General features: G+C 70.8%; 26 protein-coding genes. 11 read left to right on the forward strand and 15 right to left on the reverse strand.

Annotation, left to right across the window (positions count from 1 at the left end; translation table 11 throughout):
• Nucleotides 1-55: 55 nt before the first annotated feature.
• From GQQ95_RS11495 to GQQ95_RS11515, 5 genes are all read right to left on the reverse strand, one after another.
• Nucleotides 56-379: a DUF2469 family protein gene (locus tag GQQ95_RS11495; RefSeq protein ID WP_156997674.1), complete on the reverse strand. Its 324-nt coding sequence runs from the start codon at nucleotides 377-379 to the stop codon at nucleotides 56-58.
• A gap of 5 nt (nucleotides 380-384) precedes the next feature.
• Nucleotides 385-1,086: a ribonuclease HII gene (locus GQQ95_RS11500; RefSeq protein ID WP_157427807.1), complete on the reverse strand. Its 702-nt coding sequence runs from the start codon at nucleotides 1,084-1,086 to the stop codon at nucleotides 385-387.
• Between the two features lies 1 nt (nucleotide 1,087).
• Nucleotides 1,088-1,843 carry a signal peptidase I gene (gene lepB / locus GQQ95_RS11505; RefSeq protein WP_157427808.1) on the reverse strand — a complete coding sequence of 252 codons (756 nt, stop codon included), beginning with the start codon at nucleotides 1,841-1,843 and terminating at the stop codon, nucleotides 1,088-1,090.
• Nucleotides 1,844-1,934: 91 nt separating this feature from the next.
• Nucleotides 1,935-2,282: a 50S ribosomal protein L19 gene (rplS, locus tag GQQ95_RS11510; protein WP_157427809.1), complete on the reverse strand. Its 348-nt coding sequence runs from the start codon at nucleotides 2,280-2,282 to the stop codon at nucleotides 1,935-1,937.
• A 211-nt stretch (nucleotides 2,283-2,493) separates the two neighbouring features.
• A complete protein-coding gene (locus tag GQQ95_RS11515) occupies nucleotides 2,494-3,009 on the reverse strand; it encodes a hypothetical protein (RefSeq protein WP_157427810.1) in 516 nt (171 codons plus the stop codon).
• Nucleotides 3,010-3,095: 86 nt separating this feature from the next.
• Here GQQ95_RS11515 and map point away from each other — a divergent pair, with 86 nt between their 5' ends.
• Nucleotides 3,096-3,863 carry a type I methionyl aminopeptidase gene (gene map, locus GQQ95_RS11520; RefSeq protein WP_157427811.1) on the forward strand — a complete coding sequence of 256 codons (768 nt, stop codon included), beginning with the start codon at nucleotides 3,096-3,098 and terminating at the stop codon, nucleotides 3,861-3,863.
• Between the two features lie 66 nt (nucleotides 3,864-3,929).
• On the opposite strand, the gene nirD is transcribed toward map, so the two are convergent.
• Nucleotides 3,930-4,298: a nitrite reductase small subunit NirD gene (nirD, locus tag GQQ95_RS11525; protein WP_157427812.1), complete on the reverse strand. Its 369-nt coding sequence runs from the start codon at nucleotides 4,296-4,298 to the stop codon at nucleotides 3,930-3,932.
• Nucleotides 4,299-4,499: 201 nt separating this feature from the next.
• Between nirD and nirB the strand changes: the two genes are divergently transcribed.
• From nirB to GQQ95_RS11555, 6 genes are all read left to right on the forward strand, one after another.
• Nucleotides 4,500-7,109 carry a nitrite reductase large subunit NirB gene (nirB, locus tag GQQ95_RS11530; protein WP_157427813.1) on the forward strand — a complete coding sequence of 870 codons (2,610 nt, stop codon included), beginning with the start codon at nucleotides 4,500-4,502 and terminating at the stop codon, nucleotides 7,107-7,109.
• Nucleotides 7,106-7,882, forward strand: a complete 777-nt coding sequence (gene cobA / locus GQQ95_RS11535) for a uroporphyrinogen-III C-methyltransferase (protein WP_157427814.1) — start codon at nucleotides 7,106-7,108, stop codon at nucleotides 7,880-7,882. The genes nirB and cobA overlap by 4 nt, the downstream gene beginning before the upstream one ends.
• On the forward strand, nucleotides 7,879-9,009 hold the full coding sequence (locus tag GQQ95_RS11540; protein WP_157427815.1) for a uroporphyrinogen-III synthase: 1,131 nt from the start codon (nucleotides 7,879-7,881) through the stop codon (nucleotides 9,007-9,009). Before cobA ends, GQQ95_RS11540 begins: the two co-directional genes overlap by 4 nt.
• Nucleotides 9,010-9,145: 136 nt before the next feature.
• Nucleotides 9,146-10,546, forward strand: a complete 1,401-nt coding sequence (locus GQQ95_RS11545) for an MFS transporter (RefSeq protein WP_157427816.1) — start codon at nucleotides 9,146-9,148, stop codon at nucleotides 10,544-10,546.
• A gap of 12 nt (nucleotides 10,547-10,558) precedes the next feature.
• On the forward strand, nucleotides 10,559-12,694 hold the full coding sequence (locus GQQ95_RS11550) for a molybdopterin oxidoreductase family protein (protein ID WP_157427817.1): 2,136 nt from the start codon (nucleotides 10,559-10,561) through the stop codon (nucleotides 12,692-12,694).
• Nucleotides 12,691-14,298 (forward strand): FAD-dependent oxidoreductase, encoded by a 1,608-nt coding sequence (locus GQQ95_RS11555; protein ID WP_157427818.1) that lies wholly within the window; start codon nucleotides 12,691-12,693, stop codon nucleotides 14,296-14,298. The genes GQQ95_RS11550 and GQQ95_RS11555 overlap by 4 nt, the downstream gene beginning before the upstream one ends.
• Nucleotides 14,299-14,313: 15 nt before the next feature.
• Here the strand turns inward: GQQ95_RS11555 and GQQ95_RS11560 are convergent, their stop codons facing one another.
• The 5 genes from GQQ95_RS11560 to rpsP all read right to left on the reverse strand — a co-directional run bounded on the left by GQQ95_RS11560 (nucleotide 14,314) and on the right by rpsP (nucleotide 17,141).
• Nucleotides 14,314-15,021, reverse strand: coding sequence for a sirohydrochlorin chelatase (locus GQQ95_RS11560; RefSeq protein WP_170297044.1), 708 nt, complete (start codon nucleotides 15,019-15,021; stop codon nucleotides 14,314-14,316).
• A 180-nt stretch (nucleotides 15,022-15,201) separates the two neighbouring features.
• Nucleotides 15,202-15,891 (reverse strand): tRNA (guanosine(37)-N1)-methyltransferase TrmD, encoded by a 690-nt coding sequence (trmD, locus tag GQQ95_RS11565; protein ID WP_157427820.1) that lies wholly within the window; start codon nucleotides 15,889-15,891, stop codon nucleotides 15,202-15,204.
• 7 nt (nucleotides 15,892-15,898) lie between these two features.
• Nucleotides 15,899-16,534 (reverse strand): ribosome maturation factor RimM, encoded by a 636-nt coding sequence (gene rimM / locus GQQ95_RS11570; protein ID WP_157427821.1) that lies wholly within the window; start codon nucleotides 16,532-16,534, stop codon nucleotides 15,899-15,901.
• Nucleotides 16,491-16,727: an RNA-binding protein gene (locus GQQ95_RS11575; RefSeq protein ID WP_056651189.1), complete on the reverse strand. Its 237-nt coding sequence runs from the start codon at nucleotides 16,725-16,727 to the stop codon at nucleotides 16,491-16,493. The genes rimM and GQQ95_RS11575 overlap by 44 nt, the downstream gene beginning before the upstream one ends.
• A 3-nt stretch (nucleotides 16,728-16,730) precedes the next feature.
• Nucleotides 16,731-17,141, reverse strand: coding sequence for a 30S ribosomal protein S16 (gene rpsP, locus GQQ95_RS11580; RefSeq protein ID WP_157427822.1), 411 nt, complete (start codon nucleotides 17,139-17,141; stop codon nucleotides 16,731-16,733).
• Nucleotides 17,142-17,360: 219 nt separating this feature from the next.
• On the opposite strand from rpsP, the gene GQQ95_RS11585 reads away from it, so the two are divergent.
• On the forward strand, nucleotides 17,361-18,515 hold the full coding sequence (locus GQQ95_RS11585) for a glutamate--cysteine ligase (RefSeq protein ID WP_157427823.1): 1,155 nt from the start codon (nucleotides 17,361-17,363) through the stop codon (nucleotides 18,513-18,515).
• Between the two features lie 4 nt (nucleotides 18,516-18,519).
• Here the strand turns inward: GQQ95_RS11585 and GQQ95_RS11590 are convergent, their stop codons facing one another.
• Nucleotides 18,520-19,971 (reverse strand): GH1 family beta-glucosidase, encoded by a 1,452-nt coding sequence (locus GQQ95_RS11590; RefSeq protein ID WP_157427824.1) that lies wholly within the window; start codon nucleotides 19,969-19,971, stop codon nucleotides 18,520-18,522.
• Nucleotides 19,972-20,087: 116 nt separating this feature from the next.
• Here GQQ95_RS11590 and GQQ95_RS11595 point away from each other — a divergent pair, with 116 nt between their 5' ends.
• Entirely contained in the window at nucleotides 20,088-20,888 is an 801-nt protein-coding gene (locus GQQ95_RS11595; protein ID WP_157427825.1) for a spermidine synthase, read from the forward strand.
• Nucleotides 20,889-20,958: 70 nt separating this feature from the next.
• Here GQQ95_RS11595 and ffh read toward each other — a convergent pair whose 3' ends face one another.
• The 3 genes from ffh to ftsY are packed head-to-tail and all read right to left on the reverse strand — an operon-like array spanning nucleotide 20,959 to nucleotide 23,993.
• On the reverse strand, nucleotides 20,959-22,539 hold the full coding sequence (gene ffh / locus GQQ95_RS11600) for a signal recognition particle protein (RefSeq protein WP_157427826.1): 1,581 nt from the start codon (nucleotides 22,537-22,539) through the stop codon (nucleotides 20,959-20,961).
• Nucleotides 22,540-22,599: 60 nt separating this feature from the next.
• Nucleotides 22,600-23,088, reverse strand: a complete 489-nt coding sequence (locus GQQ95_RS11605) for a DUF2004 domain-containing protein (RefSeq protein ID WP_157427827.1) — start codon at nucleotides 23,086-23,088, stop codon at nucleotides 22,600-22,602.
• A 29-nt stretch (nucleotides 23,089-23,117) separates the two neighbouring features.
• The gene (ftsY, locus tag GQQ95_RS11610) at nucleotides 23,118-23,993 is read right to left on the reverse strand and encodes a signal recognition particle-docking protein FtsY (protein ID WP_157427828.1); all 876 of its coding nucleotides are present in this window, start codon (nucleotides 23,991-23,993) and stop codon (nucleotides 23,118-23,120) included.
• 103 nt (nucleotides 23,994-24,096) lie between these two features.
• Between ftsY and GQQ95_RS11615 the strand changes: the two genes are divergently transcribed.
• Together GQQ95_RS11615 and GQQ95_RS11620 are read left to right on the forward strand one after the other, a co-directional pair.
• Entirely contained in the window at nucleotides 24,097-25,065 is a 969-nt protein-coding gene (locus GQQ95_RS11615; RefSeq protein WP_157427829.1) for a TIGR03885 family FMN-dependent LLM class oxidoreductase, read from the forward strand.
• Complete coding sequence (locus GQQ95_RS11620) at nucleotides 25,062-26,723, forward strand: alpha-amylase family protein (RefSeq protein ID WP_157427830.1); 1,662 nt, start codon at nucleotides 25,062-25,064, stop codon at nucleotides 26,721-26,723. The genes GQQ95_RS11615 and GQQ95_RS11620 overlap by 4 nt, the downstream gene beginning before the upstream one ends.
• Nucleotides 26,724-26,731: the final 8 nt, after the last annotated feature.

Below are 26,731 nucleotides of genomic sequence, written 5' to 3' on the forward strand. Positions count from 1 at the left end.
GGTTCATCTCGCGGCTGGATGACCCTTGTGAGGACGAGTCGGTCGGATGCTCCGACTACTCGTCGAGCGCGAGTTCCTTCGGAAGCTCGAACTCGCGGGTCGCGAGCTCCTCGACGTTCACGTCCTTGAACGTCAGGACGCGGACCGACTTGACGAACCGGTCGGCGCGATAGACGTCCCAGACCCAGACGTCCTTCATGGTGAGCTCGAAGTAGAAGTCGTGCTCGGTGTCGCGGCGCACGAGTTCGACCTCGTTCGCCAGGTAGAAGCGACGCTCGGTCTCCACCACGTACTTGAACTGCGTCACGATGTCGCGGTATTCGCGGTACAGGGCAAGCTCGACCTCGCGGTCGTAGTCTTCGAACTCGTCGTCATCCATCGGATTCATCCTACGCCGAGGTCGAAGAGCGCGGGCATCGGCGCAGCCGGCTCCTTGAGCCAGGTTCGGCGGTGCAGGCCGCTCGGCCCGTGCTCGGCGATGGCCTCGAAATGTGCACGGCTCGAGTAGCCCTTGTTCTCATTCCATGCGTAGAGCGGGATCTCGGCGTGGGATCTGTGCATGCCACGGTCGCGGTGCACCTTGGCGAGGACGGATGCCGCGGCCACGGATGCGCAGTCGCGATCGGCCTTGATGCGAGTCGTGACCCTGACGCGGTGCTGGATCGCGCGGCTCAACCAGTCGTGGTTGCCGTCGAGCAGGAGCGGGGCATCGACGAGCTCGTGACCGACGCCGGCCGCCTGCTGCGACGCGGAGAGCGCCTCGAACGCACGCGCCCCGGCGAGGCCGAGGCACGCCATGATGCCCAGCTCGTCGATCTCGGCGGCACTCGCCTCGCCGACGGCCCAGCCGCGTACCCAGGCACCGGCGCGGGGAGCCATGGCCTCCCGCCTCGGCTCGGTCATCAGCTTCGAGTCCCGCAACCCGGCCGGCATCCGTCTGACGGATGCGTCGATGACGACGAGCCCCACCGCGACCGGACCGGCGAGCGCGCCGCGCCCGACCTCGTCGCAGGCGAGGACGACCGGCGCTCCCAAATCGAGCAGCTCCCGTTCGACGCGGAGGTTCGGCACGACCGACGGAGCCATCTCAGTCTCCGCCCTCGGCCGCCTCGCCGACACCGGCGAACGTGTCGGGATAGTTGCCGAGCCACGCCCAGTGCGAGACCGGCCAGCTGACCACGAAGGCCCGGCCCACCACGTTCTCGATGGGGACGAAGCCCTTCAGCGGCGTGTCGGCGTTGTAGCGCGAGTCCTTGGAGTTGTACCGGTTATCGCCCATGACCCAGAGCGAGTCGTCGGGGACGACCTGGTCGAAGTCGTCGCGCGAGACCTTGGACTCCCCGGCCGGGAGCACGACGTACGGCTCGTCGAGCGGGACGCCGTTGACGCTCATCTGGCCGAGCGCGTTGCAGCAGACGACCTGATCCCCCGGCAGGCCGATGACCCGTTTCACGAGGTGGTCGTTGGAGTCGGGCGCCGAGAGCCCGACGAACGCGAGGAACCAGTCGACGGCCGCCACGAGGGGCGGCTGCTGCACCTCGACGCGGGCCGGCAGCCATCCGCCCGGATCCTTGAAGACCACGACGTCGCCGCGCTCCAGCGGCGTGACCTCGGGGACGAGCTGGTTCACGATGATGCGGTCGTCCTTGACCAGCGTCATCTCCATCGACTCCGACGGGATGAAGAACGACCGGATGAGGAAGGTCTTGATGAGGAACGAGACGAGCACCGCCACCACGAAGATGACGAGCAGATCCCTCAGGAAGAGGAGTGCGCCTCGCTGTCGACGGTTCGCCGATGCACTGTCGCGATCTGTGCGCGTCGTGCTGATGTCTTCTGTCATTTAACCGCCTGAGCTCCTCACCCCAGTGTAGGGGTGAGGAGCTCAGGTCGATGGCCGCAGCGCGCGGGACGCGCGGGGCCGCGAAGCCGGATCAGGCGTCGCGCTTCTCCTTGATCTTGGCCTTCTTGCCGCGGAGCTTGCGCAGGTAGTAGAGCTTGGCGCGGCGCACGTCACCGCGGGTGACGACCTCGATGTGGTCGATCACCGGGGAGTGCACCGGGAACTTGCGCTCGACGCCGACCTGGAAGCTGACCTTGCGGACGGTGAAGGTCTCGCGGACGCCTTCGCCCGAACGGCCGATGACGACGCCCTGGAACACCTGGACGCGCGAGCGCGTGCCTTCGATGATGTTGACGTGCACCTTGACGGTGTCGCCCGCGCGGAAGTCGGGGACGTCCGTTCGCAGGCTCGCAGCGTCGACGTGGTCGAGGATGTGCATGATGGTTCGCTCTCTGCGCCCGCAACCGGTCGAACGCGGATCTGTGAATGGAAGTGTCTGGTGCCGCCCGCGCGATCACTCGCGCTGTGCATGCTCCCCGGAGGCAGAGTCCAGCGGCGGCACAATCCTCTATTGTGCCATGCGCGGGCCGCTGCACCAAAGCGAGCGGCGGATGTCACGCCTCGGCCTCCTGCCGTCGAGGCGTTCGGGGTCAGGGCCGGTCGCGGTGCTCCTCGACGACGATGATCTCGCCGAGGTCGTACGGCGGCTGCGACGGCGACGATTCGCCCGGCGGCGTGGCGCCGATCGGACCCCCGGCCCGAGCCGCGCGCTCGTACTCGGACATCGTCTCCTGCATGCGCTTCGCACCGTCGCGGACGAGCTGCACGATCGCGAACCAGAATGCGGCGAGCGCCAGCGCGATCGACAGCACCGCGAAGGCGGCCATCGAGGGCCCGGAGAGGCCGAAGCCGATGATCGCGAGGTGCCAGGCGCCGAGGACGCCCACGTCGGTCCAGGATGCGGCCCGGTCTTCGCGGACGCTCGGGCGCATCGACACCAGCAGGGCGATGACCGCGAGCGAGATGAAGGTCAGCGGCACGGTGATGAGCAGGCCGAGCGTGCCCCATCCGCCACCGCCGAAGACGGCCCAGCCGACCGCCAGCCAGATCGGGAGCACGACGATCGCCGCCTGGATCCATCGGAAGAAGATGCGCCGGAAGAGCATGCCCACAGCGTAACCCGGCGACGCCGTGGGGGCGCCGGGTGTTCACTCAGGGCTGACCGGGCAGAATGGACGCGGAGAGGATGAGCGTGATCGAACTGAGGACCCCCGCCGAGATCGACGAGATGCGGGCAGCCGGGCGATTCGTCGCCGGCGTCATCGAGGCGACGTCGAAGGCCGCGGCCGTCGGCGTGAACCTGCTCGAGCTCGACGCGCTCGCGCACGAGATGATCCGCAAGGCGGGTGCCGAGAGCTGCTACATCGACTACCACCCGTCGTTCGGTGCGAGCCCGTTCGGCAAGGTGATCTGCACGTCGGTGAACGACGCGGTGCTGCACGGACTCCCCCACGACTACCGCCTGCGCGACGGCGACCTCCTGAGCCTGGACTTCGCGGCCTCCGTGAACGGCTGGGTCTCTGACTCGGCCGTCTCCATCGTCGTCGGTACACCACGGGACGAGGACCTCCGCCTCATCGAGACCACGCGCCGCGCGCTCGACGCCGGCATCGCCGCGGCGCGCCCCGGCAACCGCATCGGCGACATCTCACGTGCCATCGCGGATGTCGCGAAGGGCGAGGGCTACTCGATCAACACGGACTTCGGCGGGCACGGCGTCGGTCGTACGATGCACGGCGATCCGCACATCCCCAACAACGGCCGCCCGGGCCGGGGGCTCCCCCTGAAGCCGGGGCTGGTCGTCGCGATCGAGCCGTGGCTCCTCCAGACGACCGACCGCATCTTCACCGACCCCGACGGCTGGACACTGCGCAGCGCCGACGGGTCGCGCGGGGCCCACTCCGAGCACACGATCGCCATCACCGAGGGCGACCCGATCGTGCTCACGCAGCGCGGCTGAGCCGAGGCATCCGCTCGCCTGCGGCATCCGTCGGACGCCGCGTCAGCTCGTCGCGGCTTCCGATCGTCAGGCGGCGACCTCGGGCTCGGCCTCGATCGCGACCTCGATGGCCCCATCGACGATCCGGGACGGATACGTGCGCAGCGAGAGTGCCGGGTCGGTGAAGCACTCCCCGGTCGCGAGGTCGTAGACCTCCTTGTGCAGGGGTGAGGCGATGGTCGGACGCTCTCCTCGGGAGCCCGTGATGCCACGGGCCATCACCGGTGCGCCCGTGTGCGGGTCCAGGTGGTCGACGGCGTAGACCTCGTCGGCCGACACGCGCACGAGCGCCACCTGCCGGCCGCCCAGCAACGCGACCTCGCCCCAGCCCGGTTCGAGGTCGCGGAGGCCGCAGGCGCGCATCCAGAGTGTGGTCGATTCGATCGTCATGCTCATGGCGGGCTCCTCTTCTCTGCGTGCTCCGACGCTACGAGCACGGTGTTTCCTCCTCGGTACGGTTCGTGTTTCCCCGACGTGAAACCCCCCTCACAGCGCCGGTACCACCGCGTGCGCTCGGGGACAAGAGCAGTTACCCCGACGTAACAGGGCCGAAACGGCCCGGTCGTACGCTCGCAGCAATCGAGCCACGGAGGACCCATGACCGAGACCGACCGCGCCCGCGACGACGTCCGCAACATCGTCATCGTCGGCGGTGGCCCAGCGGCCCACCGACTCGCCGACAGCCTGCACGCACGCGACGCCGAGCGCACCGTCCACGTCACCGTCGTCGGCGACGAACCGCACCGGCCCTACGACCGCGTCGCGCTCAGCACGCGGCTCGCCGACGGCGACGCCGACCTGACGCTGCATCCGACCTCCATGTGGGACGAGGGGCACGTTCGCCTGATCACGGGCGAGCGCGTCACCTCCATCGACCGAACGAGCCGCACGGCGACCACGTCGGCCGGCACCGAGCTGCACTGGGACGACCTGGTCCTCGCGACCGGGTCGAGCGCACCCGTGCCCGACATCCCGGGCTCCGACAGCGCTCGCGTCTACCGCACGATCGAGGACGTCGACAACCTCGTCTCCGAGGCGCGGGAACTCGCCCGGCACCACGGCCGGCCGGCCAGGGTGGTGGTGGCGGGCGGCGGCCTGCTGGGCCTCGAGGCCGCAGGAGGACTGGCGAAGCTCGGCGCGCACGTCGCGGTGGTGCACTCGGGCGGCTGGCTCATGTCGGCGCAGCTCGACGAAGGCGCCGGACGTGCACTCGGACGCATCATCTCGGGACAGGGCATCGGGCTCCACCTCGGTGCTCGCCCCGCGGCCATCCGCGTCGAGGACGACGTCGTCGTGGCGGTCGAGCTCACGAACGAGCGCGTCATCGAGGCGGATCTGGTGGTCTTCGCGATCGGCATCAGCCCTCGGGACGAACTCGCCCGCGACCTCGGGCTCGAACTCGGCCCGCGCGGCGGCGTCGCGATCGACACGAGCTGCGCGTCGTCGGCGGCGAACATCTGGGCGATCGGCGAGGTCGCGAGCTTCGAGGGGCGCTGCACCGGCCTCGTGGCGCCGGCGAACGCCATGGCCGAGGTGGTCGCGGATCGCATCCTCGGCGGTGCCGCGGAGTTCACGAGCGTCGACGACGCCACCAAGCTCAAGCTGTCGGGCGTCGACGTGGCGAGCTTCGGCGACGCCCTCGCGCGCACCGAGCAGGCCCTCGAGATCGTCTACGCCGACCCCGCCCGCGGGCTCTACCAGAAGCTCGTCATGACCGACGATGCGAAGACCCTGCTGGGCGGCATCTTCGTCGGGGACGCCTCCCCCTACGCGTCGCTGCGCCCCATGCTCGGCATGCAGCTCTCGTCCGAGCCCGCCGCCTACCTCTCGGCTTCGGGCATGGAGGCGCCCGCGGGCGACGAGCTCCCGGCATCCGCCCTGGTCTGCGCGTGCAACAACGTGGCGGCGGGCACGATCCGCGACGCCGTGAACGGCGATGAGCACACCGAGGGCTGCAGCGAACTCGGCGCGCTGAAGGCGTGCACCCGGGCCGGCACCCAGTGCGGGTCGTGCGTGCCGCTCGTGAAGAAGATCATGGAGACCGAGCTCACCAAGGCGGGCTTCACGCCGTCGCGGGCCCTCTGCGAGCATTTCGAGCTCTCGCGCCAGGAGCTGTTCGAGTCGATCCGCGTGCTCGAGCTCACCTCGTTCGACGACATCGTCGCACGGCTCGGCACGGGTCGCGGATGCGACGTCTGCAAGCCGGTCGTCGGCTCGATCCTGGCGACGCAGCTCGGGTCGTACATCCTCGACGGCGGCCGAGGCGGCCTCCAGGACACCAACGACCGCGCCATGGCGAACATGCAGAAGGACGGCACCTACTCGGTGGTCCCCCGCATCCCGGCGGGCGAGATCACGCCCGAGAAGCTGGCCGTCATCGCGCAGGTCGCGACCGACTACGGCCTCTACACGAAGATCACCGGCGGCCAGCGCATCGACCTGTTCGGCGCCCGCCTCGACCAGCTTCCCGAGATCTGGAAGCGACTCGTCGATGCCGGCTTCGAGTCGGGCCAGGCCTACGGCAAGGCGCTGCGCAACGTCAAGAGCTGCGTCGGTTCCACCTGGTGCCGGTTCGGCGTGCAGGACTCGGTCGCGATGGCCGTGCAGCTCGAGCTCCGCTACCGGGGCCTGCGGTCGCCGCACAAGCTCAAGTTCGGCGTCTCGGGGTGTGCGCGCGAATGCGCCGAAGCCAGGGGCAAGGACGTCGGCGTCATCGCGACCGACCAGGGCTGGAACATGTACGTGGGGGGCAACGGCGGCTTCCAGCCGGCGCACGCGCAACTGCTCGCGAGCGACCTCGACGACGAGACGCTCCTGAAGTACATCGACCGCTACATCATGTACTACGTGCGAACCGCCGACCGGCTCCAGCGGACGGCACGCTGGATCGAGGACATCGAGGGCGGCCTCGACCACGTGCGCGATGTCGTCGTGCACGACTCGCTGGGCCTCGCGGACGAGCTGGAGGCGGCCGTCGACCGGCACGTCGACTCGTACGAGGACGAGTGGGCGGCGACCCTCGCCGACCCCGAGCGCCTGCGCCGCTTCCGCTCGTTCGTCAACGCGCCGAACGTCCCCGACCCCTCGATCGCGCGGGTCCCGGACCAGCGCGGCCAGATGCGGCCGGCCACCGCCGAGGAGCGCGATCGCGGCGAGGCGGTCCTCGTCGCCGGCACGACGATCCCGGTCCGCGGGGTGGACGCATGAGCGGCAGCGTCACGCTGGTCGGCGGGGGCCCGGGCCAGGAGGACCTGCTGACGGTCGCCGCCGTCCGGGCACTCCTGGACGCGGAGGTCGTGCTCTACGACCGCCTGGCGCCCCACGATCGACTGGCGGAGCTCGCGCCGGGCGCCGTGCTCGTCGACGTCGGCAAGCGTCCGGGGCACCATGCCATCCCGCAGGCCGAGATCGAGGCGCTGCTGGTCGAGCACGCCCTCGCGGGCAGGCGGGTCGTGCGCCTCAAGGGCGGCGACCCCTACGTGCTCGGCCGCGGCGGCGAGGAGGTGCTCGCATGCCATCGGGCCGGCGTGCCCGTCGAGGTCGTCCCGGGCGTCACGAGCGCCATCTCGGTGCCGGGCGCTGCGGGCATCCCGCTCACGCACCGCGGCATCAGCCACCTGTTCACCGTCGTCTCCGGCCACGCCCCGCTCACTCCGGACGAGCTCGGGCATCTCGCCGGGCTCGGCGGCACGATCGTCGTGCTCATGGGCGTGAACACGCTGCCGTCGCTCACGGCCGGCCTCGCACGTGCCGGCATGGCGGAGCGGATGCCGGTCGCGATCATCGAACGCGGGTACTCGGCCGAGCAGCGCACGACCATCGGCGAACTCGCCGACATCGTCACGACCGCAGGGCGTGCCCGCGTGGCCTCCCCCGCCGTCGTCGTCATCGGCGAGGTGGTGCGCCTCGCGCACGACGGCGATGCGAGCGCGGCCGAGCTCATGGACCGCGCAGCCGGCTTCGCGGCGGTGGCCGGGTGAGCGACCTCCTCGAGTGCGCACCCGGGTTCCGCGCCGACCAGCTCGCGGGCTTCCGCATCGGCGTGACGAGCGACCGTCGCTCGGCCGACCTCATCGACGCCCTCGCCCGCCGGGGCGCGACGGTCGTGCATGCGCCGACGCTGCGCATGACGAACGCGCTCTCCGACGACCCGGTCATCGCCGACACCCGGGCGATCATCGACGCCCGCCCCGACGTGCTGCTCGCGACGACCGCGTACGGCGTGCGCCGCTGGTTCGAGGTCGCGGATGCCGCGGGGCTCGGCGAGGACCTCCTCGACGCGCTCGCCGACACGGCGATCCTCGTGCGCGGGCCGAAGGCGCGCGGGGGCATCCGCGCAGCCGGGCTCAACGACGTCGGCATGAGCGCGCAGGAGACCACGGAATCGCTCATCGACGAGGTGCTCGCGAACTACCCTTCCGGGCTCACGGTCGCCGTGCAGCTGCACGGGTTCCTCGAGCCCTCCCAGCTCGAACGCCTGGACGCGTCCCATGCTCGCGTGCTCACGGTCGCGCCGTACCGCTGGGTCGAGATCGACGAGTCCGATGACCGCGTCGAGCGGCTCATCGAGTCGGCCTGCACGGGCGGGCTCGACGCCATCACCTTCACGAGCGCGCCGGCCGTGCACGCCCTGTTCGGTGCAGCCGAGGCCATGGGGCGCTACGACGACCTCGTCGACGCGATGCGCGGCCCCGTCGTCGCCGCCGCGGTCGGACCCGTCACCGCGCTGCCGCTCGCCGCCGCGGGGATCGAGCCGATCCAGCCCGACCGCTACCGCATGGGCGCGCTCATCCGGCTCGTGTGCGAGCACCTCGAGAACGATCGCGTCGTGCGGCTCGAGACGAGGCACGGCACGCTCGCGCTGCGCGGGTCGATCGTCGACGTCGCCGATCGGCGGGTCTCGCTCGCCCCGGTCGCCCTGATGATCCTGCGGGCGCTCGTCCAGGCCCGCGGTTCGGTGGTGGCGCGCGATCGCCTGGCCGCGGGCCTGCCCGGGACGAGCGACGAGCATGCGCTCGAGGTCGCGCTGAGCCGGCTCCGCCAGACGCTCGCCGTGCCGGGCCTCATCGCGACGGTCGTCAAGCGTGGGTACCGCATCGACGTGTGAGCATCGCCTCACATCCGTCACCGGCACCGGTGAGCAGGTGGAGACGCAGGGTTTACGACCGGACCGATCCGCAGAAACACGACGTCAATAGCTTCGAGTCGAAGGATCCACTCGTGATCGAACCCCGGAGGCACCGATGACCCAGACCGTGAGCACCGCTCCCGCCGCGACATCCGCATCGCCCGATACGACGGCCGCGGCGCCCGAGCTGCGCAGGCGGCCGGGCCGGTGGATCGACGGATGGGACGCCGAGAACACCGAGCAGTGGGAGTCGCAGGGCCGGGCGATCGCGCGCCGGAACCTGAACTGGTCGATCTTCGCGGAGTTCCTCGGATTCGTGGTGTGGCAGCTCTGGAGCGTCGTCGCCGTCGCCCTCCCCGCGGCCGGCTTCAACCTGACCACGGGCGAGATCTTCTGGCTCATCTCGATCCCGAGCCTCGTCGGCGCGACGCTGCGGATCCCCTATTCGTTCCTCGTGCCGAAGTTCGGCGGACGCAACTGGACCATCATCTCCGCCGGCCTCCTGCTCGCGCCGACCATCGCGATGGTCGTCTGCGTCTCCAACCCCGACACGCCCTTCCCGGTCCTGCTCGGGGCCGCGGCGCTCGCGGGCTTCGGCGGCGGCAACTTCGCCAGCTCCATGTCGAACATCACCTTCTTCTACCCCCAGCGCGAGAAGGGCTGGGCGCTCGGCCTGAACGCGGCCGGCGGCAACCTCGGCGCCGCCGTGGCCCAGTTCGTCGTGCCGATCGCCATCACGATCGGCGCCGCTGCCACCCTCAACCTCCCGGTCGCCGGCTGGATCTGGATCCCGTTCATCCTCGTCGCGATGTTCGGCGCCGCCCGCTACATGGACAACCTCTCCAACGCGAAGGCGGACTTCAGCGGATCGGCCGCCGCGCTGAAGGAACCCCACCTCTGGCTGCTCTCCCTGCTCTACATCGGCACGTTCGGCTCGTTCATCGGCTTCGCGAGCGTCTTCCCCAAGCTCATCGCCGACCAGTTCCCGGAGTTCTCCGCGATCGCCATCGGCGGTGCCGCGGTGCCGCTCGCGTTCCTGGGTGCCCTGGTGGGCTCGCTCGCCCGGCCCTACGGCGGACGGCTCTCCGACCGGTTCGGCGGCGCGCGGATCACGATGGTCGCCTTCGCCGCGATGGCGCTCATCACGATCGCCGTGCTGGTCACCCTGCCGCTCGGCAACTTCTGGCTCTTCCTCGGCCTCTTCCTGCTGCTCTTCGCCTCGGCGGGCATCGGGAACGGGTCCACCTACCGCATGGTGCCGATCGTGTTCGCGGTTCGCGGCGGCGGCACGGGCGACGTCTCGACCCAGCGCAAGGCCGCAGCGGCACTGGGCCTCATCTCCGCCATCGGCGCCTACGGCGGCTTCCTCATCCCGCAGGCGCTGAACCTCTCGTTCCAGTCCACCGGCGGCTACGGCGCCGCCTTCGCAGGGTTCATCGCGGCCTACGTGCTGCTGCTCGTGCTCACCTGGGCCGTGTACGTGCGGTCCGACAAGCTCAGCGCCCACAAGATCTGAATCGAGACCAGCTTGAGCCCTTCCGCCGACACCCATTGCCCGTACTGCGCGTTGCAGTGCGCGATGACGCTGACCCCGACGGATGCCGCAGCGGATGCCGCAACCACACCGGTGACCGTCACGGGGCGCGACTTCCCCACCAATCGGGGCGGTCTCTGCAAGAAGGGCTGGACGTCGGCGGAACTGCTCCGGGCCCCGTCCCGCCTCGGCGCCCCGCTCGTGCGGGGCGCCGACGGCGTGCTCCACGAGGCGAGCTGGGACGACGCGCTCGACCTCGTGGCGGCATCACTCCGCGGCATCCGCTCGGAGCACGGTGCCGACGCGGTCGGCGTCTTCGGCGGCGGCGGCCTCACGAACGAGAAGGCGTACCTGCTCGGCAAGTTCGCGAGGTTGGCGCTCGGCACCAGCCGCATCGACTACAACGGCCGGTACTGCATGTCCTCGGCCGCGGCGGCCGGGAACCGGGCATTCGGGGTCGACCGGGGCCTGCCCTTCCCGCTCGAGGACCTCGACGGGGCGGAGACGGTGCTGCTGCTCGGCACGAACGTCGCCGAGACGATGCCGCCGTTCATCGGCCACCTCGCCGGAGCGCAGGCCGCCGGCGGCCTCGTGGTCGTCGACCCCCGCCGCACGGCGACCGCGCGACTGACGGAGGACGGACGAGGGTTGCACGTCCAGCCCGTCCCCGGCACCGACCTCCCCCTGCTCCTGGGCCTGATCCACATCGTCATCGCCGAACGACTCGTCGACCTCGACTACGTCGACTCCCGGACCGTGGGGTTCGAGCGCGTGCGGCGCAGCGTCGCCGCGTGGTGGCCCGAGCGCGTGCAGTCGGTCACGGGCGTCGCCGCGCTCACGCTGAAGCGGCTCGCGCGGCGGCTCGCGTCCGGCCGCGGCACCTACATCCTCACCGGCCGGGGCGTCGAGCAGCACGTCGACGGCACCGACACCGCCACGGCGGCGATCAACCTCGCACTCCTGCTCGGCCTCCCGGGCCGGGTCGGCAGCGGGTACGGCACCCTCACCGGGCAGGGCAACGGCCAGGGCGGCCGGGAGCACGGCCAGAAGTGCGACCAGCTCCCGGGATACCGCAAGATCACCGACCCCGAGGCGCGCGCCCACGTGGCGCGGGTGTGGGGCGTGGACCCGGAGGCCATCCCCGGGCCCGGCGTACCGGCGGTCGAGCTGCTGAAGATGCTCGGTGCGCCGGGCGGCGTGCGGGCGCTCATGGTGCACGGCTCCAACCTCGTGGTCAGCTCGCCCAACGTCCTCGACGTGCGCGCCGGGCTCGAACGGCTCGACCTGCTCGTCGTGTGCGACTTCTTCCTCTCCGAGACGGCCGCACTGGCCGACGTCGTGCTGCCCATCACCCAGTGGGCCGAGGAGGAGGGCACGATGACCTCGCTCGAGGGCCGCGTCATCCGGCGGCGCCGTGCCATCACGCCGCCCTCCGGCGTGCGCGACGAGCTCTGGATCCTGCACGAGCTGGCCGAGCGCCTCGGGTGCACGGCCGCCTTCGACACCGATCCGGAAACCGTCTTCGAGGAACTGCGCCTCGCCTCCGAGGGCGGCATCGCCGACTACTCGGGCATCGACTACGCGATGCTCGACCGCGGCGAGGCGGCCCACTGGCCCTACCCGCGCGGCGGCACCGGAACGCCTCGCCTCTTCGCCGAACGATTCGCGCACCCCGACGGACTCGCACGGCTCGTCCCGGTCGCCGTGCGCGAGACGGCTCGCCCCGCCCCGATCGGCGCCGAGATCACCCTCATCACGGGGCGGCTCCTCGAGCACTACCAGAGCGGTGCACAGACCCGGCGGGTTCCCGAACTCCTCGAGGCCCGTCCCGAGGCGATCGCGACGCTGCATCCCGCGACCGGGCTGCGTCTCGGCATCGACGACGACGACGAGGTCGAACTCGCCAACCATCGCGGCGTCGTGCGCTGCCGTGCCCGGCTGACCCCCGACATCCGACCCGATGCGGTGTTCCTGCCCTTCCACTACGGCGACGACCAGGCGGCGAACCTGCTCACCTCCGACGCCGTCGACCCGATCTCGGCGATGCCCGAGTTCAAGACCAGCGTCGTCGGCATCCGCCGCATCGCCGCCGCTTCACTGCGCAGCGCAGAGACCGGAGTGCCCGCATGAGCCCCTTGAAGGTCGTCCTCGTCGGCTACGGTCCGGTCGGCGCCCGATTCGTCGAGGAGCTGCTGCCCGGCGTGCGGAGCGGAGCCGTCGCGCTCACCGTGCTCTCCGGCGAACCCGTCGAGGCCTACAACCGGGTCCTCGTCGCCGAGTACGCGGTCGGCAACACGGACCTGGACTCGATGTTCATCGGGGACCGCGAATCGGCCGAGGAGGCCGGCGCCCGCGTCCTCTCCGGCGTCGACGTCGTCGGCATCGATCGAGCTGCGCGCACCGTGAGGCTCAGCACCGGCGAGTCCCTGGCGTACGACCGGCTCGTGCTCGCCACGGGCGCACGGGCGAACGTCCCGACGCTCGACGGCGTCGAGCGCAACCGCCGGGACCTCGCATCGCTGGAGAAGTACGGCCGCAGCCTCATCGCCCGCGATGACGACCTGCCGGCGGGCATCACCGCGTTGCGCGACCTCGCGGACGCCGAACGGGTCCTGGAGGCGGTGCAGGGCCGCAAGCGCATCATCGTCCTCGGCGCGGGCGTGCTCGGCCTCGAGCTGGCACTCGCCGCGGCCCACGCCGGCGCACAGGTGTGCGTCGTGCACCACGGCCCGCACCCGATGCCCCGCAACCTCGATCGCGGCGGCGGCCAGGTCCTGAGGTCGGCGCTGCGACGCACCGGCATCCAGGTCATCGCGCACAGCCGCGCCGAGGCCGTCGCCTTCCACACCGACGACGCCGGCGAGCGCCGCTTCGACATGCTCGTGACCGCCGACGGCAAGCAGATCAGGGGCGACCTGCTCGTACTCTCCTGCGGGGTCAGCCCGCGCACCGAATTGGCCGTCCTCGCCGGCCTGCGCACCGCATCGGGCATCGTCGTGCACCCGACGCTCGCCTCCTGGAGCGACCCGGCCGTCTTCGCCATCGGCGACTGCGCGCAGGTCGTCGAGCGCACCGAGGAACTGGCCGGCCAGCGCACGCTGCCAGGCGCGCCGTCCGGGCTCATCGCGCCCGGATGGCGCCAGGCCGCCTGGCTCGCCGGCACCTTCCTCGATGAGGCCGTCGAACGGCCGACCACGGTCGCGCCTCCCGTCGAGCGCGAGCCGCTCGTGATGCTGAAGGCCGAGCACATCGACGTCGTCGCCGTCGGCGACATCTCGGGCGATCCGTTCGACGACGACGCCCTCCACCCGCGGCGGCGCATCGCCCAATGGGCCGATCCCGAGCACCTGAGGTACGTCAAGATGGTCACCGAGGACGGCGTCCTGACGGGCTTCGTGAGCGTCGGGATGCCGCGCACGGCGGCCGAGCTGACCCTGCTGTTCGAACGCGGCGGCGAGCTTCCGGCCGATCGGTCCCTGCTCCTGCGCTTCGACGGGCCCGACTACGACCCGGCCGCCGACGCGGACGCGTTCTCGCCGGCGACGACCGTCTGCTGGTGCAACGCCGTCACCGTCGGCCGGATCGAGGAGTCCGCCGCCTGCGGGAACACGACCGTCGAGGGTGTCGGTCGAGACACCCGAGCGGGCACCGGGTGCGGCGGATGCCGCGGACGCATCGCCGACGTGCTCGCGCGGGTCGGCGACCCCGACGGGGAGCCGACGCTCACCGTGTGAGGCGCACCCGGATGCTCAGGCGGACCGCAGTCGGTCGGCCGCCACGGCCGCGTACCGATCGAGGACCACGTCGACGAGGCCCTGCGGGACCGGGCGGCCGGCCGCGATGAGCGGTTCGGCGACGACCTCGGCGCCGGCGGCGAGCACCGAGTCGTAGAAGGCGCCCGGCGCGAGCAGGTACGCCGCGACGATGATGCGGGTGCCCGGGTGCACCTCGCGGATCATCTCGATCGCGTCGGGCAGCCGCGGAATGGCCGCCGCGATGAACCCGACGGTCACCGAACGGCCCAGGTGGTGGCCGAGGCGCCGCGCGGTCTCGAAGCACTCGCGCACGGCCCGGGGGTCGTTGGACCCGGCGGCCGCGAGCAGCACCTGGTCGCCGGGCTCGAGACCGGCCTCCGCGAGGCGGTCGGCGAGGGCGCCGACGATGCGGTCGTCGGGGCCGAGCTCCGCGGCCAGTCGACCGGCGGCGCCGATGCGCTCCAGGCCGAACGACAGGCCCGTGCGCACGTGATAGCCGGCCGAGAGCGTCAGCGGCACGATCACGCTGTCGGCATCGGCCGCGGCGGCGACGGCGGCGGCGACATCCGCGGTGCTCGCGTCGACGAAGCTGATGGCGACGTCCAACCCGGCGGCCGACTCGACCACGCGGTCGACCAGTCGCAGGACCGCCTCGCGATTCGCCGAGGACGGGACGCCGTGCGTCACGGCGACCAGTCGCACCGGGGAACCTTCGACGACCTCGGATGGGAGGTCAGCGCCACTCGACCCTGGCATGGTGCAACCCGCTCTTCCCGGCGGGTCTCAGCCGCCGGTTTCGACGTTATGCACGGCGTGTTTCCACATCGGCACCCGCCTGTTTCCGGGACGTGAAGAACAGCTCACGTGGCCCGGCGGAGGGCCTCAGCCGTCGAGCAGTTCGGGCCGCACGCGACGGGTGCGCTCCAGCTGCTGCTCGCGACGCCACGCGGCGACGGCGCCGTGGTTGCCGGAGAGCAGCACGGGCGGGACCTCGAGGTCGCGCCACACCGACGGCTTGGTATAGCTCGGATACTCGAGCAGGCCGTCTTCGTGCGACTCCTCGACGAGGCTCTCGGGGTTGCCCACGACGCCGGGCACCAGGCGGCCCGCGGCCTCGATCATCGCCATGACGGCCACCTCGCCGCCGTTCAGCACGTAGTCGCCGAGGCTGATCGCACGCACGCGCATGCGCGTAGCGTAGTGGTCGGAGACCCGCTGGTCGATGCCCTCGTAGCGCCCGCAGGCGAAGACGAGGTGCTGCTCGGCCCCGAGCTCGCGCGCCACGGCCTGGGTGAACGGCTCACCCGCCGGCGAGGGGACGACGAGCAGGGCTTCGGATGCCGCGGGGCCGACGATCGAGTCGATCGCCTCGCCCCACGGCTCCGGCTTCATGACCATGCCGGCTCCCCCGCCGTACGGGGTGTCGTCGACCGTGCGGTGACGGTCATGAGTGAACGCGCGCAGATCGTGCGCCACGACGTCGATGATGCCCGCCTGCCTGGCCTTGCCGAGCAGCGAGATGTCGAGGACCGAGAAGAACTCGGGGAAGATCGTGACGATGTCGATGCGCACGCGTGCCTCAGTCGCCCGTCGTGTCGGACGCGGCATCCGGTTCGTCGGACTCACCGTCATCGGCGACGTCCTCGAAGAGGCCGGCCGGCGGCGTGACCCGGACGGTGCCGGCGGCGAGGTCGACCTCGGGAACGATCGCCTGGACGAACGGCACCATGACCTCGCGGTCGGCGGCGCGGACGATCAGGAGGTCCTGAGCGGGGAAGTGGTCGACGCGGACGACCTCGCCGACCTTCTCGCCGTCGCGGACGACGGCGAGGCCGACGAGCTGGTGGTCGTACCACGCGTCGGGTTCGGACTCCTCCTGGTCGACGTTCTCGACCCAGAGGATCGCCTTCAGGAGGCCCTCGGCCGCCGTCCGGTCGTCGACGCCCTCGAAGAAGCCGACGGGGATCTGGTTGTACCAGCGCAGTTCGCGGAGCACGAGGTGCTTGCCGTGCCACGGCGACGAGGCCGGCACCTGCAGCGAGAACTCGGCGCCCGGCACGAACCGGCGCTCGGGGTCGTCGGTGTAGAGCTCGAGCTTGATGGCTCCCTTGAGGCCGTGCGCCTTGGTGAGGCGACCGACCCGGAGCTGGGTTCTGGGGGCGTCGGACACGTCAGTCGTCGGTGTCGACGACGTCGACGCGGACGCGGCGACCATCGGCGAGTGCGGTGACGAGCGTCCGGAGCGCCTTCGCGGTGCGTCCGGCGCGACCGATCACGCGACCGAGGTCCTCGGGGTTCACATGAACCTCGAGGACCTCGCCACGTGCGCTCGACGCGGAGACGACCTTCACGTCGTCAGGGTGATCGACGATCCCCTTGACGAGGTGTTCGAGCGCGGACTGGAGCAAGACCTACGCCTCGTCCGTCGACGCCTCGGCGGCCTCGGCCTCTTCGGCCTTCGGCGCGGGCTTGTCGGCCTTGGGCTTCAGCACCGGCTTCTTCTTCTCGTCGGCGACGAAGGCAGCCTTGGGCTCGGCGACCTGCACGGTCGAGACCGCGTCCTTGTCGCCCTTGAACTTGCCCCAGTCGCCGGTCAGCTTGAGGATGGCCGCGACCTGCTCGGTCGGCTGCGCACCGACGGAGAGCCAGTACTGGGCACGCTCGGAGTCGACCTGGATGAACGAGGGCGTCTCGGTGGGGTGGTACTTGCCGATCTCCTCGATCACGCGACCGTCGCGCTTGGTGCGCGAGTCGGCCACGACGATGCGGTAGTACGGCGCCCGGATCTTGCCGAGACGCTTGAGACGAATCTTGACAGCCACAATTCTCCTGAAATGTTATGAGGTGGGCGAACTGACAGCCGTGAGCGTGGGGTGCACACTCGGCGGAAGCTCTGAGTGGATCCGTGCGCCGGATAGAGGGTCGGGCGCAACAGAACTCGACTGACCATTCTTGCAGATAACCATGCAGAAGGATAATCGCCCGGGGTGCATGTCATGATGGGCCGACGGTGGAGCACGCACCGCGCGAAAGGGGACCGCATGCCGATCGAGTTCGCCCACTCCGCCCGGTCCACGGTGGGCCTCGAATGGGAGGTCGCGATCGTGGATCGCGCCACCGGCGAGCTCGCCTCGATCGGCGATCGGGTGCTCGACGTGCTGCACGCACGCAGCGAGGGCGGGCAGCATCCGTGGATCACCGCGGAGATGCTCACGAACACCGTCGAACTCGTGAGCGGCGTCCACGACCGCGTCGCCGACGCCGTGGCCGACCTGCAGGGCCAACTCGACGAGGTGCGCGCGGTCGTCGACGAACTCGGCGACTACGAGCTGATCTGCAGCGGCTCGCACCCCTTCAGCCAGTGGTACGACCAGCACCTGACCGACAAGCCGCGCTACCACAAGCTCGTCGAGCGCACCCGATGGTGGGGGCGCAACATGATGATCTGGGGCGTGCACGTGCACGTCGGCATCGAGGAGCGCGACAAGGCCCTGCCCATCCTCGACGGGCTGCTCACCTACCTCCCGCACCTGCAGGCGCTCTCCGCGTCGAGCCCGTTCTGGGCGGGCGTGGACACGGGGTACGCGTCCAACCGGGCCCTCATGTTCCAGCAGTTGCCGACCGCGGGCCTGCCCTACCACCAACCCGACTGGGCCGCCTACGAGCGATACGTCGACGACCTCGTGCGCACCGGCGTCATCGAGGACTACTCCGAGGTCCGCTGGGACATCCGGCCCTCGCCGAAGTGGGGCACGATCGAGGTCCGCGTGTGCGACGGCGTCTCGACCGCCGAGGACCTCGCCGCCATCGGGGCGCTCGTGCAGTGCCTCGTCGAGTGGATGAGCGCGCGCCTCGACGACGGCGAGGCCCTCACCGTGCTGCAGCCCTGGTACACACGTGAGAACAAGTGGCGGGCCGCGAGGTACGGCCTGGCCGCCGAGGTCATCACCGATGCCGAGGGGACCGAGCGCCTCGTCTCCGACGACCTCCGCGACCTCATCGTGACGCTCGAGCCGGTCGCCGAACGGCTGGACTGCGTCCACGAGCTCCGGCTCGTGGGCGACCTCCTCGACCGAGGGGGCAGCTCGCAGCGCCAGCTCCAGGTCGCGGCCGCCAACGACGGCGACCTCACGGCCGTCGTGGCGCACCTCGCGCGGGAACTGCGCGGCGACGCCGCGGCGGCATCCGCTGGCTGATGCCTCAGGCCTCCGGGACGGGGGCCTCCGGCAATGAGCGCGTGCGGATGAGCTCGGCGTACCAGAGCGCGCTGTCCTTCGGGAGGCGCTCGAAGGTGTCGTAGTCGACCCGCACGATGCCGAAGCGCTTGGAGTACCCGAAGCCCCACTCGAAGTTGTCCATGAGCGACCACACCTGGTACCCGCGCAGGTCGACGCCGCGCTGCATGGCGCGGTGCGCGGCCGTGAAGTGCCGGCGCAGGTAGTCGGTGCGCTCGACGTCGTGCACCGCGGGCCCGTCTGCGCCCTCGACGACCTCGTCGGCGAACGCGGCCCCGTTCTCGGTGACCATGAGCGACAGTCCGGGGTAGGCCTCGTGCAGGGCGACGAGGAGGTCCTCGAGGCCCGACGGGTCGATGTTCCAGCCCATCTCGGTGTACGGGCCGGGCTGCTCGAGGAACTCGACCATCTCGGACCCGGGCCAGGGCGTGCCGCCCATGTCCTTGTGCCCGTCGGCATTGGCGCGCGGCGACTCGCCGTCCCACATGCTGACCGTCACGGTCGAGTAGTAGTTCACGCCGAGCAGGCTGATCGGCTGGCGGATCAGCTCGGTGTCGCCCGGCTTCACGAACGACCAGTCGGTGAGGTCGGCCGTGTCGACGATGACGTCGGCCGGGTACTCGCCGTCGAGGAGCGGGCCGAGGAACACGCGGTTGGCCAGCCCGTCGATGCGTCGGGCCGCCTCTGCGCCAGTCGGCCCGACGGGCCGGATGACGTGCAGGTTGAGGGTGATCGAGTATCCGGGATCGTTCGTGACGACCTCGCGGAGCGCGGATATCGCCATGCCGTGCGCGAGGTTCAGGTGATGGACGGCGGCCAGGGCCTTCGCTCCGTCCATCAGGCCGGGCGCGTGCGCCCCCGAACCGTACCCGAGGTATGCGGCGCACCATGGCTCGTTCAGGGTGGTCCAGACGGCGACGCGATCGCCGAGCCGCTCCCCCACGATGCGCGCGTACTCCGCGAACGCCTCGGCGGTCGAGCGAGCGGTCCAGCCGCCCTCGTCCTCGAGCGCCTGCGGGAGGTCCCAGTGGTAGAGCGTCGCGATCGGGCGGATGCCGCGTGCGATGAGCCCGTCGACGAGGCGCTCGTAGAACGCCAGCCCGGCCTCGTTCGCCGGGCCCCGACCGGTGGGCTGGATGCGCGGCCAGGCGATCGAGAAGCGGTACGCCTCGAGCCCGAGGCGCACCATGAGGTCGAGGTCCTCCTCGAGCCGGTGGTAGTGGTCGCATGCACGATCGCCCGTGTCGCCGTTCCACACCTTGCCCGGCGTGTGGCTGAACGTGTCCCAGATTGATGCTCCCCGACCGTCCTCGTGCACGGCGCCCTCGATCTGGTACGAGGCGGTCGCCGAGCCGAAGAGGAAGTCCTCGCCGAAGGCGAGTCCCGAGTCGCGGTAGTCGGCCGAACCGATCGTCATGATGCTGCTCCCCACGTGGTCACGGCGCTGGTCACCGCCCGCAACACTGTAGCGCGTTCCCGGAACGCGTTGCTTACAGCTCTGTAAGCAAACTCGATCCCGCATAGGGTTGGAGCATGGATGTCCGAGGCCCGCTCACCCTCGATCTCGGAGGGCTCCGCGCGGAACTCCTCCCCGCCCGCGGGGCGAACGGCGGCGTCTCCCTCGTCGTCGACGGCATCACCCAGTCGCACGTGAATCCCGCGGACCCGACCGACCTCCAACTCGAGTACGTGCGCTGCGTGGCCGCGGTGATCGACGGATGCCTCGAGCCGGCCTCCCCCGCGCGGGTACTGCACCTCGGGGCGGGTGCACTGACGCTCGCGAGGTACGTCGGCGCGACGCGCCCGGCATCCGTGCAGCACGTCGTGGACCTGCACCGGGAGCTCGTCGAGTTCGTCCTCGACGCGCTGCCGCTCGACCCCGCGCTCACGGTGACGTTCGAGTACGACGACGCCCGCGTCGCGGTGGATCGCTCGGCGGCGCATCGCGTCGAGTTCGATCTCGTGATCGTCGACGTCTTCTCGGGCAGCCGGACCCCCGAGCACCTGGCCACCACCGAGTTCTTCGACGCGATCGCGAGCCTGCTCGGCCCCGCCGGCGTGCTCGTCGTGAACACGATCGCCTCGAGCGGGCTCGGGATCTCGCGCACCGCCGGGGCCACCCTCCGCGACGTGTTCGCCGACGTGGCGGCGCTCGCGGCGCCGGCCGTGTTCGCCGAGGCCGGGCCGGGCAACGTCGTGTTCGCCGCCTCGCAGGCGGAACTGCCGCTGCGCCGCATCCGTCGCCGGATCGATCGGACGCATCGGCGCATCGACCTGCTCGACGGCAGCGCCCTCACGGCCTACCTCGACGGGGCGCCGGTCAGCCGCGACTGAACGGGCGTCGCTCACGACCCCGTGGACGCGCGAGACGGCCGGCCTGGTCGGCGACCTCGGCCCGCCGGGCTCAGCGCCCGAGGAGCTTCTGGACCTTGGCGAGGTCTTCGGCCGACGGCGTCGGCGCGCCGCCCTTCGTGCCGAGGCCGAAGCCGGCACCCGAGGCCGCCGGCGCACCGGCCACGGGCCGGCCGTCGGTGATCGCCTGGTTCTCGGCCGCGCGCTTCGCCGGGTTTCCGGAGCGCGACCCGGAGGCCTTCTTCTTGCCCTTGGCCGCCTGGCGCTTGCCGCCGCCGTGCCCGCCGCCGCCCGGCATCGGGCCCATGCCGGGAATCTGCGGCATGCCGCCGCGGGCCACGGTCTTCATCATCTTCGCGGCCTGCTCGAAGCGCTGCACGAGCTGGTTCACATCGGTCACCGTCATGCCGGCGCCCCTCGCGATGCGGAGTCGGCGGGACCCGTTGAGCAGCTTCGTGTTCTTGCGCTCGGCGGGCGTCATCGACTGGATGATCGCCTCGGTGCGCACGATCTCGCGCTCGTCGAAGTTCTCGAGCTGCTGCTTCATGCCGCCGGCGCCCGGGAGCATGCCGAGCATCTTCTTGATCGAGCCGGCGCCGCGGAGCTGCTGCATCTGCGCGAGAAAGTCCTCGAGCGTGAACTGCTCGGTCGCCAGCTTCTCGGCGACCTTCATGGCCTCCTCCTCGTCGAAGGCCTGCTGGGCCTGCTCGATGAGGGTCAGGATGTCGCCGAGGTCGAGGATGCGGCTCGCCATGCGGTCGGGGTGGAAGGGCTCGAAGTCGTCGAGGCCCTCACCCGTGGAGGCGAAGATGATGGGGCGCCCCGTGACGGACGCCACGCTCAGGGCCGCACCGCCGCGCGCATCGCCGTCGAGCTTGGAGAGCACGACGCCGGTGAAGTCGACGCCCTCCTGGAAGGCCTTCGCCGTGGTCACGGCGTCTTGGCCGATCATGGCGTCGATGACGAAGAGCACCTCGTCGGGGTTCGTCGCCTTGCGGATGTTCGCGGCCTGCTTCATCATCTCGGCGTCCACGCCGAGTCGACCGGCGGTGTCGATGATGACGACGTCGTGCTGGGCGCGCTCGGCCTGCTTGACGGCATCCTTCGCGACCTTGACGGGGTCGCCCACGCCGTTGCCGGGCTCGGGCGCGAAGACGGTGACGCCCGCCTGGGAGCCGACCACCTGGAGCTGGTTGACCGCGTTCGGGCGCTGCAGGTCGGCCGCGACGAGCATGGGCGTGTGGCCATCCTTGACGAGCCACTTCGCGAGCTTGCCGGCGAGGGTCGTCTTGCCGGCGCCCTGGAGGCCCGCGAGCATGATGACCGTCGGCGGGTTCTTCGCGAACTGCAGCCGCCGCTGCTGGCCGCCGAGGATCGCGACGAGCTCCTCGTTGACGATCTGCACGACCTGCTGGGCCGGGTTCAGGGCCTTGTTGACCTCGTCGCCGAGCGCGCGCTCGCGCACGTGCGACGTGAACTGCTTGACGACGTCGAGGGAGACGTCGGCGTCGAGCAGTGCGCGGCGGATCTCGCGGACGGTGCCGTCGACATCGGCCGCAGAGAGCTTGCCCTTGGTGCGGAGGTTCTTGAAGGTCTCGGCGAGGCGGTCAGACAGGTTTCCGAAGGTAGCCATGGTGCTTCGATTCTAAGCGACCGCGGATGCCGCTCCGTGCGGCCGGGGCAACCTCGCCGATCAGCCCTCGACGCGCACGTCGACGACCTCGCGCCCCACGTCGATCGAGGCGATGAGGCGTTCGTCGGTCTCCTCGGGAGCCAGCCCGTACTCGAATTCGGCGAATCCCTCGCCCTCGCCGTAGAGCTCGGGGCGGAGGTCGACGCGCACGAGGGTCATCGAGCGCAGGGCATCGATCTGGCGATCGCCGGAGTCGCGGCCGATGGCATCCTCGATCTCCTCGGCCTGCTCGAGCTCGGGGTCGAGCAGCGCGTTCAGGTACGTCACCACGGGCGAGCTGCCGGAGTCGAGCTGGCTGACGAAGGCGTTGCGGATCTCGTCGTCGACGAGCTCGAGCTCGCTCACCATGGCGGCGGCCGTGTCGAGCGCGCTGGCGGGCACCTCGTCGTCCTCGGTCTCGAGGACGACCTCGACGCGCTGGTCGGCGTACTCGATCACCTCCGACCAGTAGTCGCCGACGATGCCGAAGTAGTCGTGCTCGGTGGCCATGACCTGCCCTTCCTGTGGAGTGGTCGGCGTCAGCCGACGAGTTTCTGCGCGAAGACGTGGGGCGTGAACCCGGTGAGGTCGTTGATGCCCTCGCCCTGGCCGATGAGCTTGATGGGCAGGCCGGTCTTCTCCTGCACGGCGAGCACGAAGCCGCCCTTGGCGCTGCCGTCCAGCTTGGTCAGGACGAGGCCCGTGACGCCGCCGTGCTCGATGAACGCCTCGGCCTGGGCGAGCCCGTTCTGGCCGGTGGTCGCGTCGAGCACGAGGAGCACCTCGCTGATGGGGGCCTGCTTCTCGATGACGCGGCGGATCTTGCCGAGCTCGTCCATGAGGCCGCCCTTGGTGTGCAGGCGGCCGGCCGTGTCGATGATCGCGATCTCGATGCCCTCCCGCTTGGCGCGGTCGACGGTCTGGAATGCGACGGATGCCGGGTCCTGGCCCTCGCGCTCGGGACGCACGATCTCGGCTCCGGCGCGGCCCGCCCAGGTCGCCAGCTGGTCGACGGCCGCGGCGCGGAACGTGTCGGCCGCGCCGACGACGACACTGCGGTCGTAGGTGCGGAGGAAGCGGGCGAACTTGCCGATGGTCGTGGTCTTGCCCACGCCGTTCACCCCGACGACGAGCACGACGGCCGGTCGCTCGGTGAGCTTCAGCGTCGGGTCGTACTTGGCGAGGCGCTCCTCGACGACCTCGCGCAGCATCCGCTGGACGTCCTTCGGGTCGGTCGTGCGATACCGCTCGACCTGCGCCTTGATGCCCTCGACGATCTCTTCAGTGACCGCGGGCCCGAAGTCCGCGCGGATGAGCGCCGCCTCGAGGTCGTCCCAGGTGTCCTCGTCGATCGTCTTCGCCCCGAAGACCCCGCGGAGGGCCGCTCCGAGCGACCAGGATGCACGTTCTGCCATGCCTCCAGCCTAGAGCGCCGGTACACCGCGGACGGTTCGCCTGCAAGGGGTTGCCCGCCCGGCGCCCACGCTGGGAGCCTCGAGGCTGACGGAAGGAGTGCGAATGACGATCGTGGGATTCCACGCCTCGCACGAACAACTGCCGCCCAGCCGCCTGCTCCAGGCCGTGAAGCATGCCGAAGCCGCGGGCTTCGACGCCGCGATGTGCAGCGATCACCTCGAGCCCTGGAGCATCCGGCAGGGCCACTCGGGCTACGCCTGGAGCTGGCTCGGTGCGGCGCTCGAGGCGACCTCGCTGCCCCTCGGCGTCGTGACCGCGCCCGGGCAGCGCTACCACCCGGCGGTCGCCGCCCAGAAGCTGGCCACCCTCGCCGAGATGTACCCGAACCGGTTCTGGGCCGCGCTCGGCAGCGGCGAGGCGATCAACGAGCACGTCACCGGCGACCCGTGGCCCGAGAAGGAGGAGCGCGACGCCCGGCTCGTCGAGACCGTCGACGTCATCCGCCGGCTCCTCGCCGGCGAGGAGGTGACGGCCGACGGCCTCGTCCGGGTCGACCGCGCCCGGGTGTGGAGCCTTCCCGACGTCCCGCCGCCCCTGCTGGCCGCGGCCGTCAGCACGGAGACCGCACGCGAGGCCGCGGCGTGGGCCGACGGCGTCATCACCGTGGACCAGCCGCGCGACGCGCTCCGCGACTTCGTGGCCGCCTACCGCGACGCGGGCGGCGATGGTCCCATCGCGGTGCAGGTGCACCTGAGCTGGGCCACCACGGACGACGAGGCGATCGCGATCGCCCACGACCAGTGGCGCCAGAGCCTCGTCCCCGCGCACCTCGCGTGGGAACTCGACCGACCGGAGGACTTCGACGCGCGCACCGCCGACGCCACCCCCGACCAGGTCGCCGGCACCCTGCTCGCCTCGGCCGACACCGGCCGCCACCTCGATCACCTGGCGGGCATCGCCGAACTCGGGGTCGACCGCATCTTCCTGCACCACGTCGGCACCCGGCAGGAGGGCTTCATCGATGCCTTCGGCGAGCATGTCCTGCCGCAACTGAAGGGGGCCGGGCAGTGAAGATCACCGACCGGAGCGACCTCTGGTGGAAGACGGCGATCGTCTACTGCCTCGACGTCGAGACGTACATGGACTGGAACGACGACGGTTGCGGCGACCTCGAGGGCCTCGCGCACCGGCTGGACCACTTGGCCGCCCTCGGCGTCACCTGCATCTGGCTGATGCCGTTCCAGCCCACGCCCGACCGCGACGACGGCTACGACATCACCGACTTCTTCGGCGTCGACCCGCGCCTCGGCTCCCTCGGCGACGTCGCGGAGTTCACCCGAACCGCCCGCGACCGCGGCATGCGGGTGATCATCGACTTCGTGATGAACCACACCTCGGCGCGGCATCCGTGGTTCAAGTCCGCCAGGCGGAGCCGCAACTCGCCGTACCGCGACTGGTACGTGTGGCGCGATGAACCGCCCAAGACGCCGAACGCGGTGTTCCCGGGCGAGGAGGACTCGATCTGGGAGTACGACGAGGGCACCGACCAGTACTACCTGCACAGCTTCTACCGCCACCAGCCCGACCTGAACATCGCCAATCCCGCCGTGCGCGACGAGATCGCGAAGACCCTCGGCTTCTGGCTGCAGCTCGGCATCTCAGGATTCCGCGTCGACGCGGTGCCGTTCCTCATCGAACCGCCCGAGGGCGTGGACATCGGCGACCCGCACGAGTTCCTCCGCGACCTCCGCCGGTTCCTCCAGCGCCGGTCGAGCGAGGCCGTGCTGCTCGGGGAGGTCAACCTGCCCTACGACCAGCAGCTCGAGTACTTCGGGAAGGCGGGCGACGCCTCCGAGCTCACCATGCAGTTCGACTTCCTCGGGATGCAGGCGCTCTACCTCTCCCTCGCACGGCAGGATGCGCGCCCACTCGCGGCCAGCCTCGCGAGCCGGCCGCCCATCGAGCCCGAGGCGCAATGGGCGAACTTCGTGCGCAACCACGACGAGCTGACGCTCGACAAGCTCTCCGACCCCGAGCGCGCCGAGGTGTTCGAGGCCTTCGCGCCCGAGGAGTGGATGCGCGTCTACGACCGTGGCATCGTCCGCAGGCTCCCACCCATGCTCGACGGCGACCCCCGCCGCATCCGCATGGTCTACAGCCTGCTCTTCTCGCTGCCCGGCACGCCCGTGCTGTTCTACGGCGAGGAGATCGGCATGGGCGAGAACGGCGCGCAGGCCGGCCGCCAGGCGGTGCGGACGCCGATGCAATGGACGGGCGGTCGCAACGGCGGCTTCTCCCGCGCCGCGCCGGGGCGCCTCGTCGCATCGCCGCCGTCCGACGGCTACGCACCCGAGCACGTCAACGTCGAGGCGCAGATGCACGACCCCGAGTCGCTGCTCGGCTTCATCCGGGAACTCGCGGTGCGCTACCGCAGCTCCCCCGAGATCGGCTGGGGCGCGTTCGACGTGCTGCCGACCGGGCAGGACACGGTGCTCGCGCACCGGATCACGGCCGACGTCGGCCGTTTCGTGGCGCTGCACAACTTCGCCGCCGTGCCGACGGTCGTCCCGCTCGAACTCGGCGAGGTCGCGGAGGGAACGGTGCTGTCCGACCTGTTCACCGTCGAGGAGGACCCCATGGACGAGCGCGGGCGCATCGACGTGCACCTCGACGCCTACGGGTATCGCTGGTTCCGGATCGTCGAACCCGACGACCGCCGGATCACCTGAGCCGAGCC

Source organism: Agromyces salentinus, from assembly GCF_009749395.1.
GTDB lineage: Bacteria > Actinomycetota > Actinomycetes > Actinomycetales > Microbacteriaceae > Agromyces > Agromyces salentinus.

Bases quoted from the DNA above. Each gene is read 5' to 3' on its own strand.
- nirD (WP_157427812.1), bottom strand. From the start codon at position 4,298: ATGAGCATGACGATCGAATCGACCACACTCTGGATGCGCGCCTGCGGC.
- lepB (WP_157427808.1), bottom strand. From the start codon at position 1,843: ATGACAGAAGACATCAGCACGACGCGCACAGATCGCGACAGTGCATCG.
- GQQ95_RS11515 (WP_157427810.1), bottom strand. From the start codon at position 3,009: ATGCTCTTCCGGCGCATCTTCTTCCGATGGATCCAGGCGGCGATCGTC.
- rimM (WP_157427821.1), bottom strand. From the start codon at position 16,534: ATGGTCGCCGCGTCCGCGTCGACGTCGTCGACACCGACGACTGACGTG.
- nirB (WP_157427813.1), top strand. From the start codon at position 4,500: ATGACCGAGACCGACCGCGCCCGCGACGACGTCCGCAACATCGTCATC.
- GQQ95_RS11585 (WP_157427823.1), top strand. From the start codon at position 17,361: ATGCCGATCGAGTTCGCCCACTCCGCCCGGTCCACGGTGGGCCTCGAA.
- GQQ95_RS11555 (WP_157427818.1), top strand. From the start codon at position 12,691: ATGAGCCCCTTGAAGGTCGTCCTCGTCGGCTACGGTCCGGTCGGCGCC.
- GQQ95_RS11495 (WP_156997674.1), bottom strand. From the start codon at position 379: ATGGATGACGACGAGTTCGAAGACTACGACCGCGAGGTCGAGCTTGCC.
- cobA (WP_157427814.1), top strand. From the start codon at position 7,106: ATGAGCGGCAGCGTCACGCTGGTCGGCGGGGGCCCGGGCCAGGAGGAC.
- ftsY (WP_157427828.1), bottom strand. From the start codon at position 23,993: ATGGCAGAACGTGCATCCTGGTCGCTCGGAGCGGCCCTCCGCGGGGTC.
- GQQ95_RS11595 (WP_157427825.1), top strand. From the start codon at position 20,088: ATGGATGTCCGAGGCCCGCTCACCCTCGATCTCGGAGGGCTCCGCGCG.
- rplS (WP_157427809.1), bottom strand. From the start codon at position 2,282: ATGCACATCCTCGACCACGTCGACGCTGCGAGCCTGCGAACGGACGTC.
- ffh (WP_157427826.1), bottom strand. From the start codon at position 22,539: ATGGCTACCTTCGGAAACCTGTCTGACCGCCTCGCCGAGACCTTCAAG.
- GQQ95_RS11545 (WP_157427816.1), top strand. From the start codon at position 9,146: ATGACCCAGACCGTGAGCACCGCTCCCGCCGCGACATCCGCATCGCCC.
- GQQ95_RS11590 (WP_157427824.1), bottom strand. From the start codon at position 19,971: ATGACGATCGGTTCGGCCGACTACCGCGACTCGGGACTCGCCTTCGGC.
- GQQ95_RS11615 (WP_157427829.1), top strand. From the start codon at position 24,097: ATGACGATCGTGGGATTCCACGCCTCGCACGAACAACTGCCGCCCAGC.
- GQQ95_RS11605 (WP_157427827.1), bottom strand. From the start codon at position 23,088: ATGGCCACCGAGCACGACTACTTCGGCATCGTCGGCGACTACTGGTCG.
- GQQ95_RS11500 (WP_157427807.1), bottom strand. From the start codon at position 1,086: ATGGCTCCGTCGGTCGTGCCGAACCTCCGCGTCGAACGGGAGCTGCTC.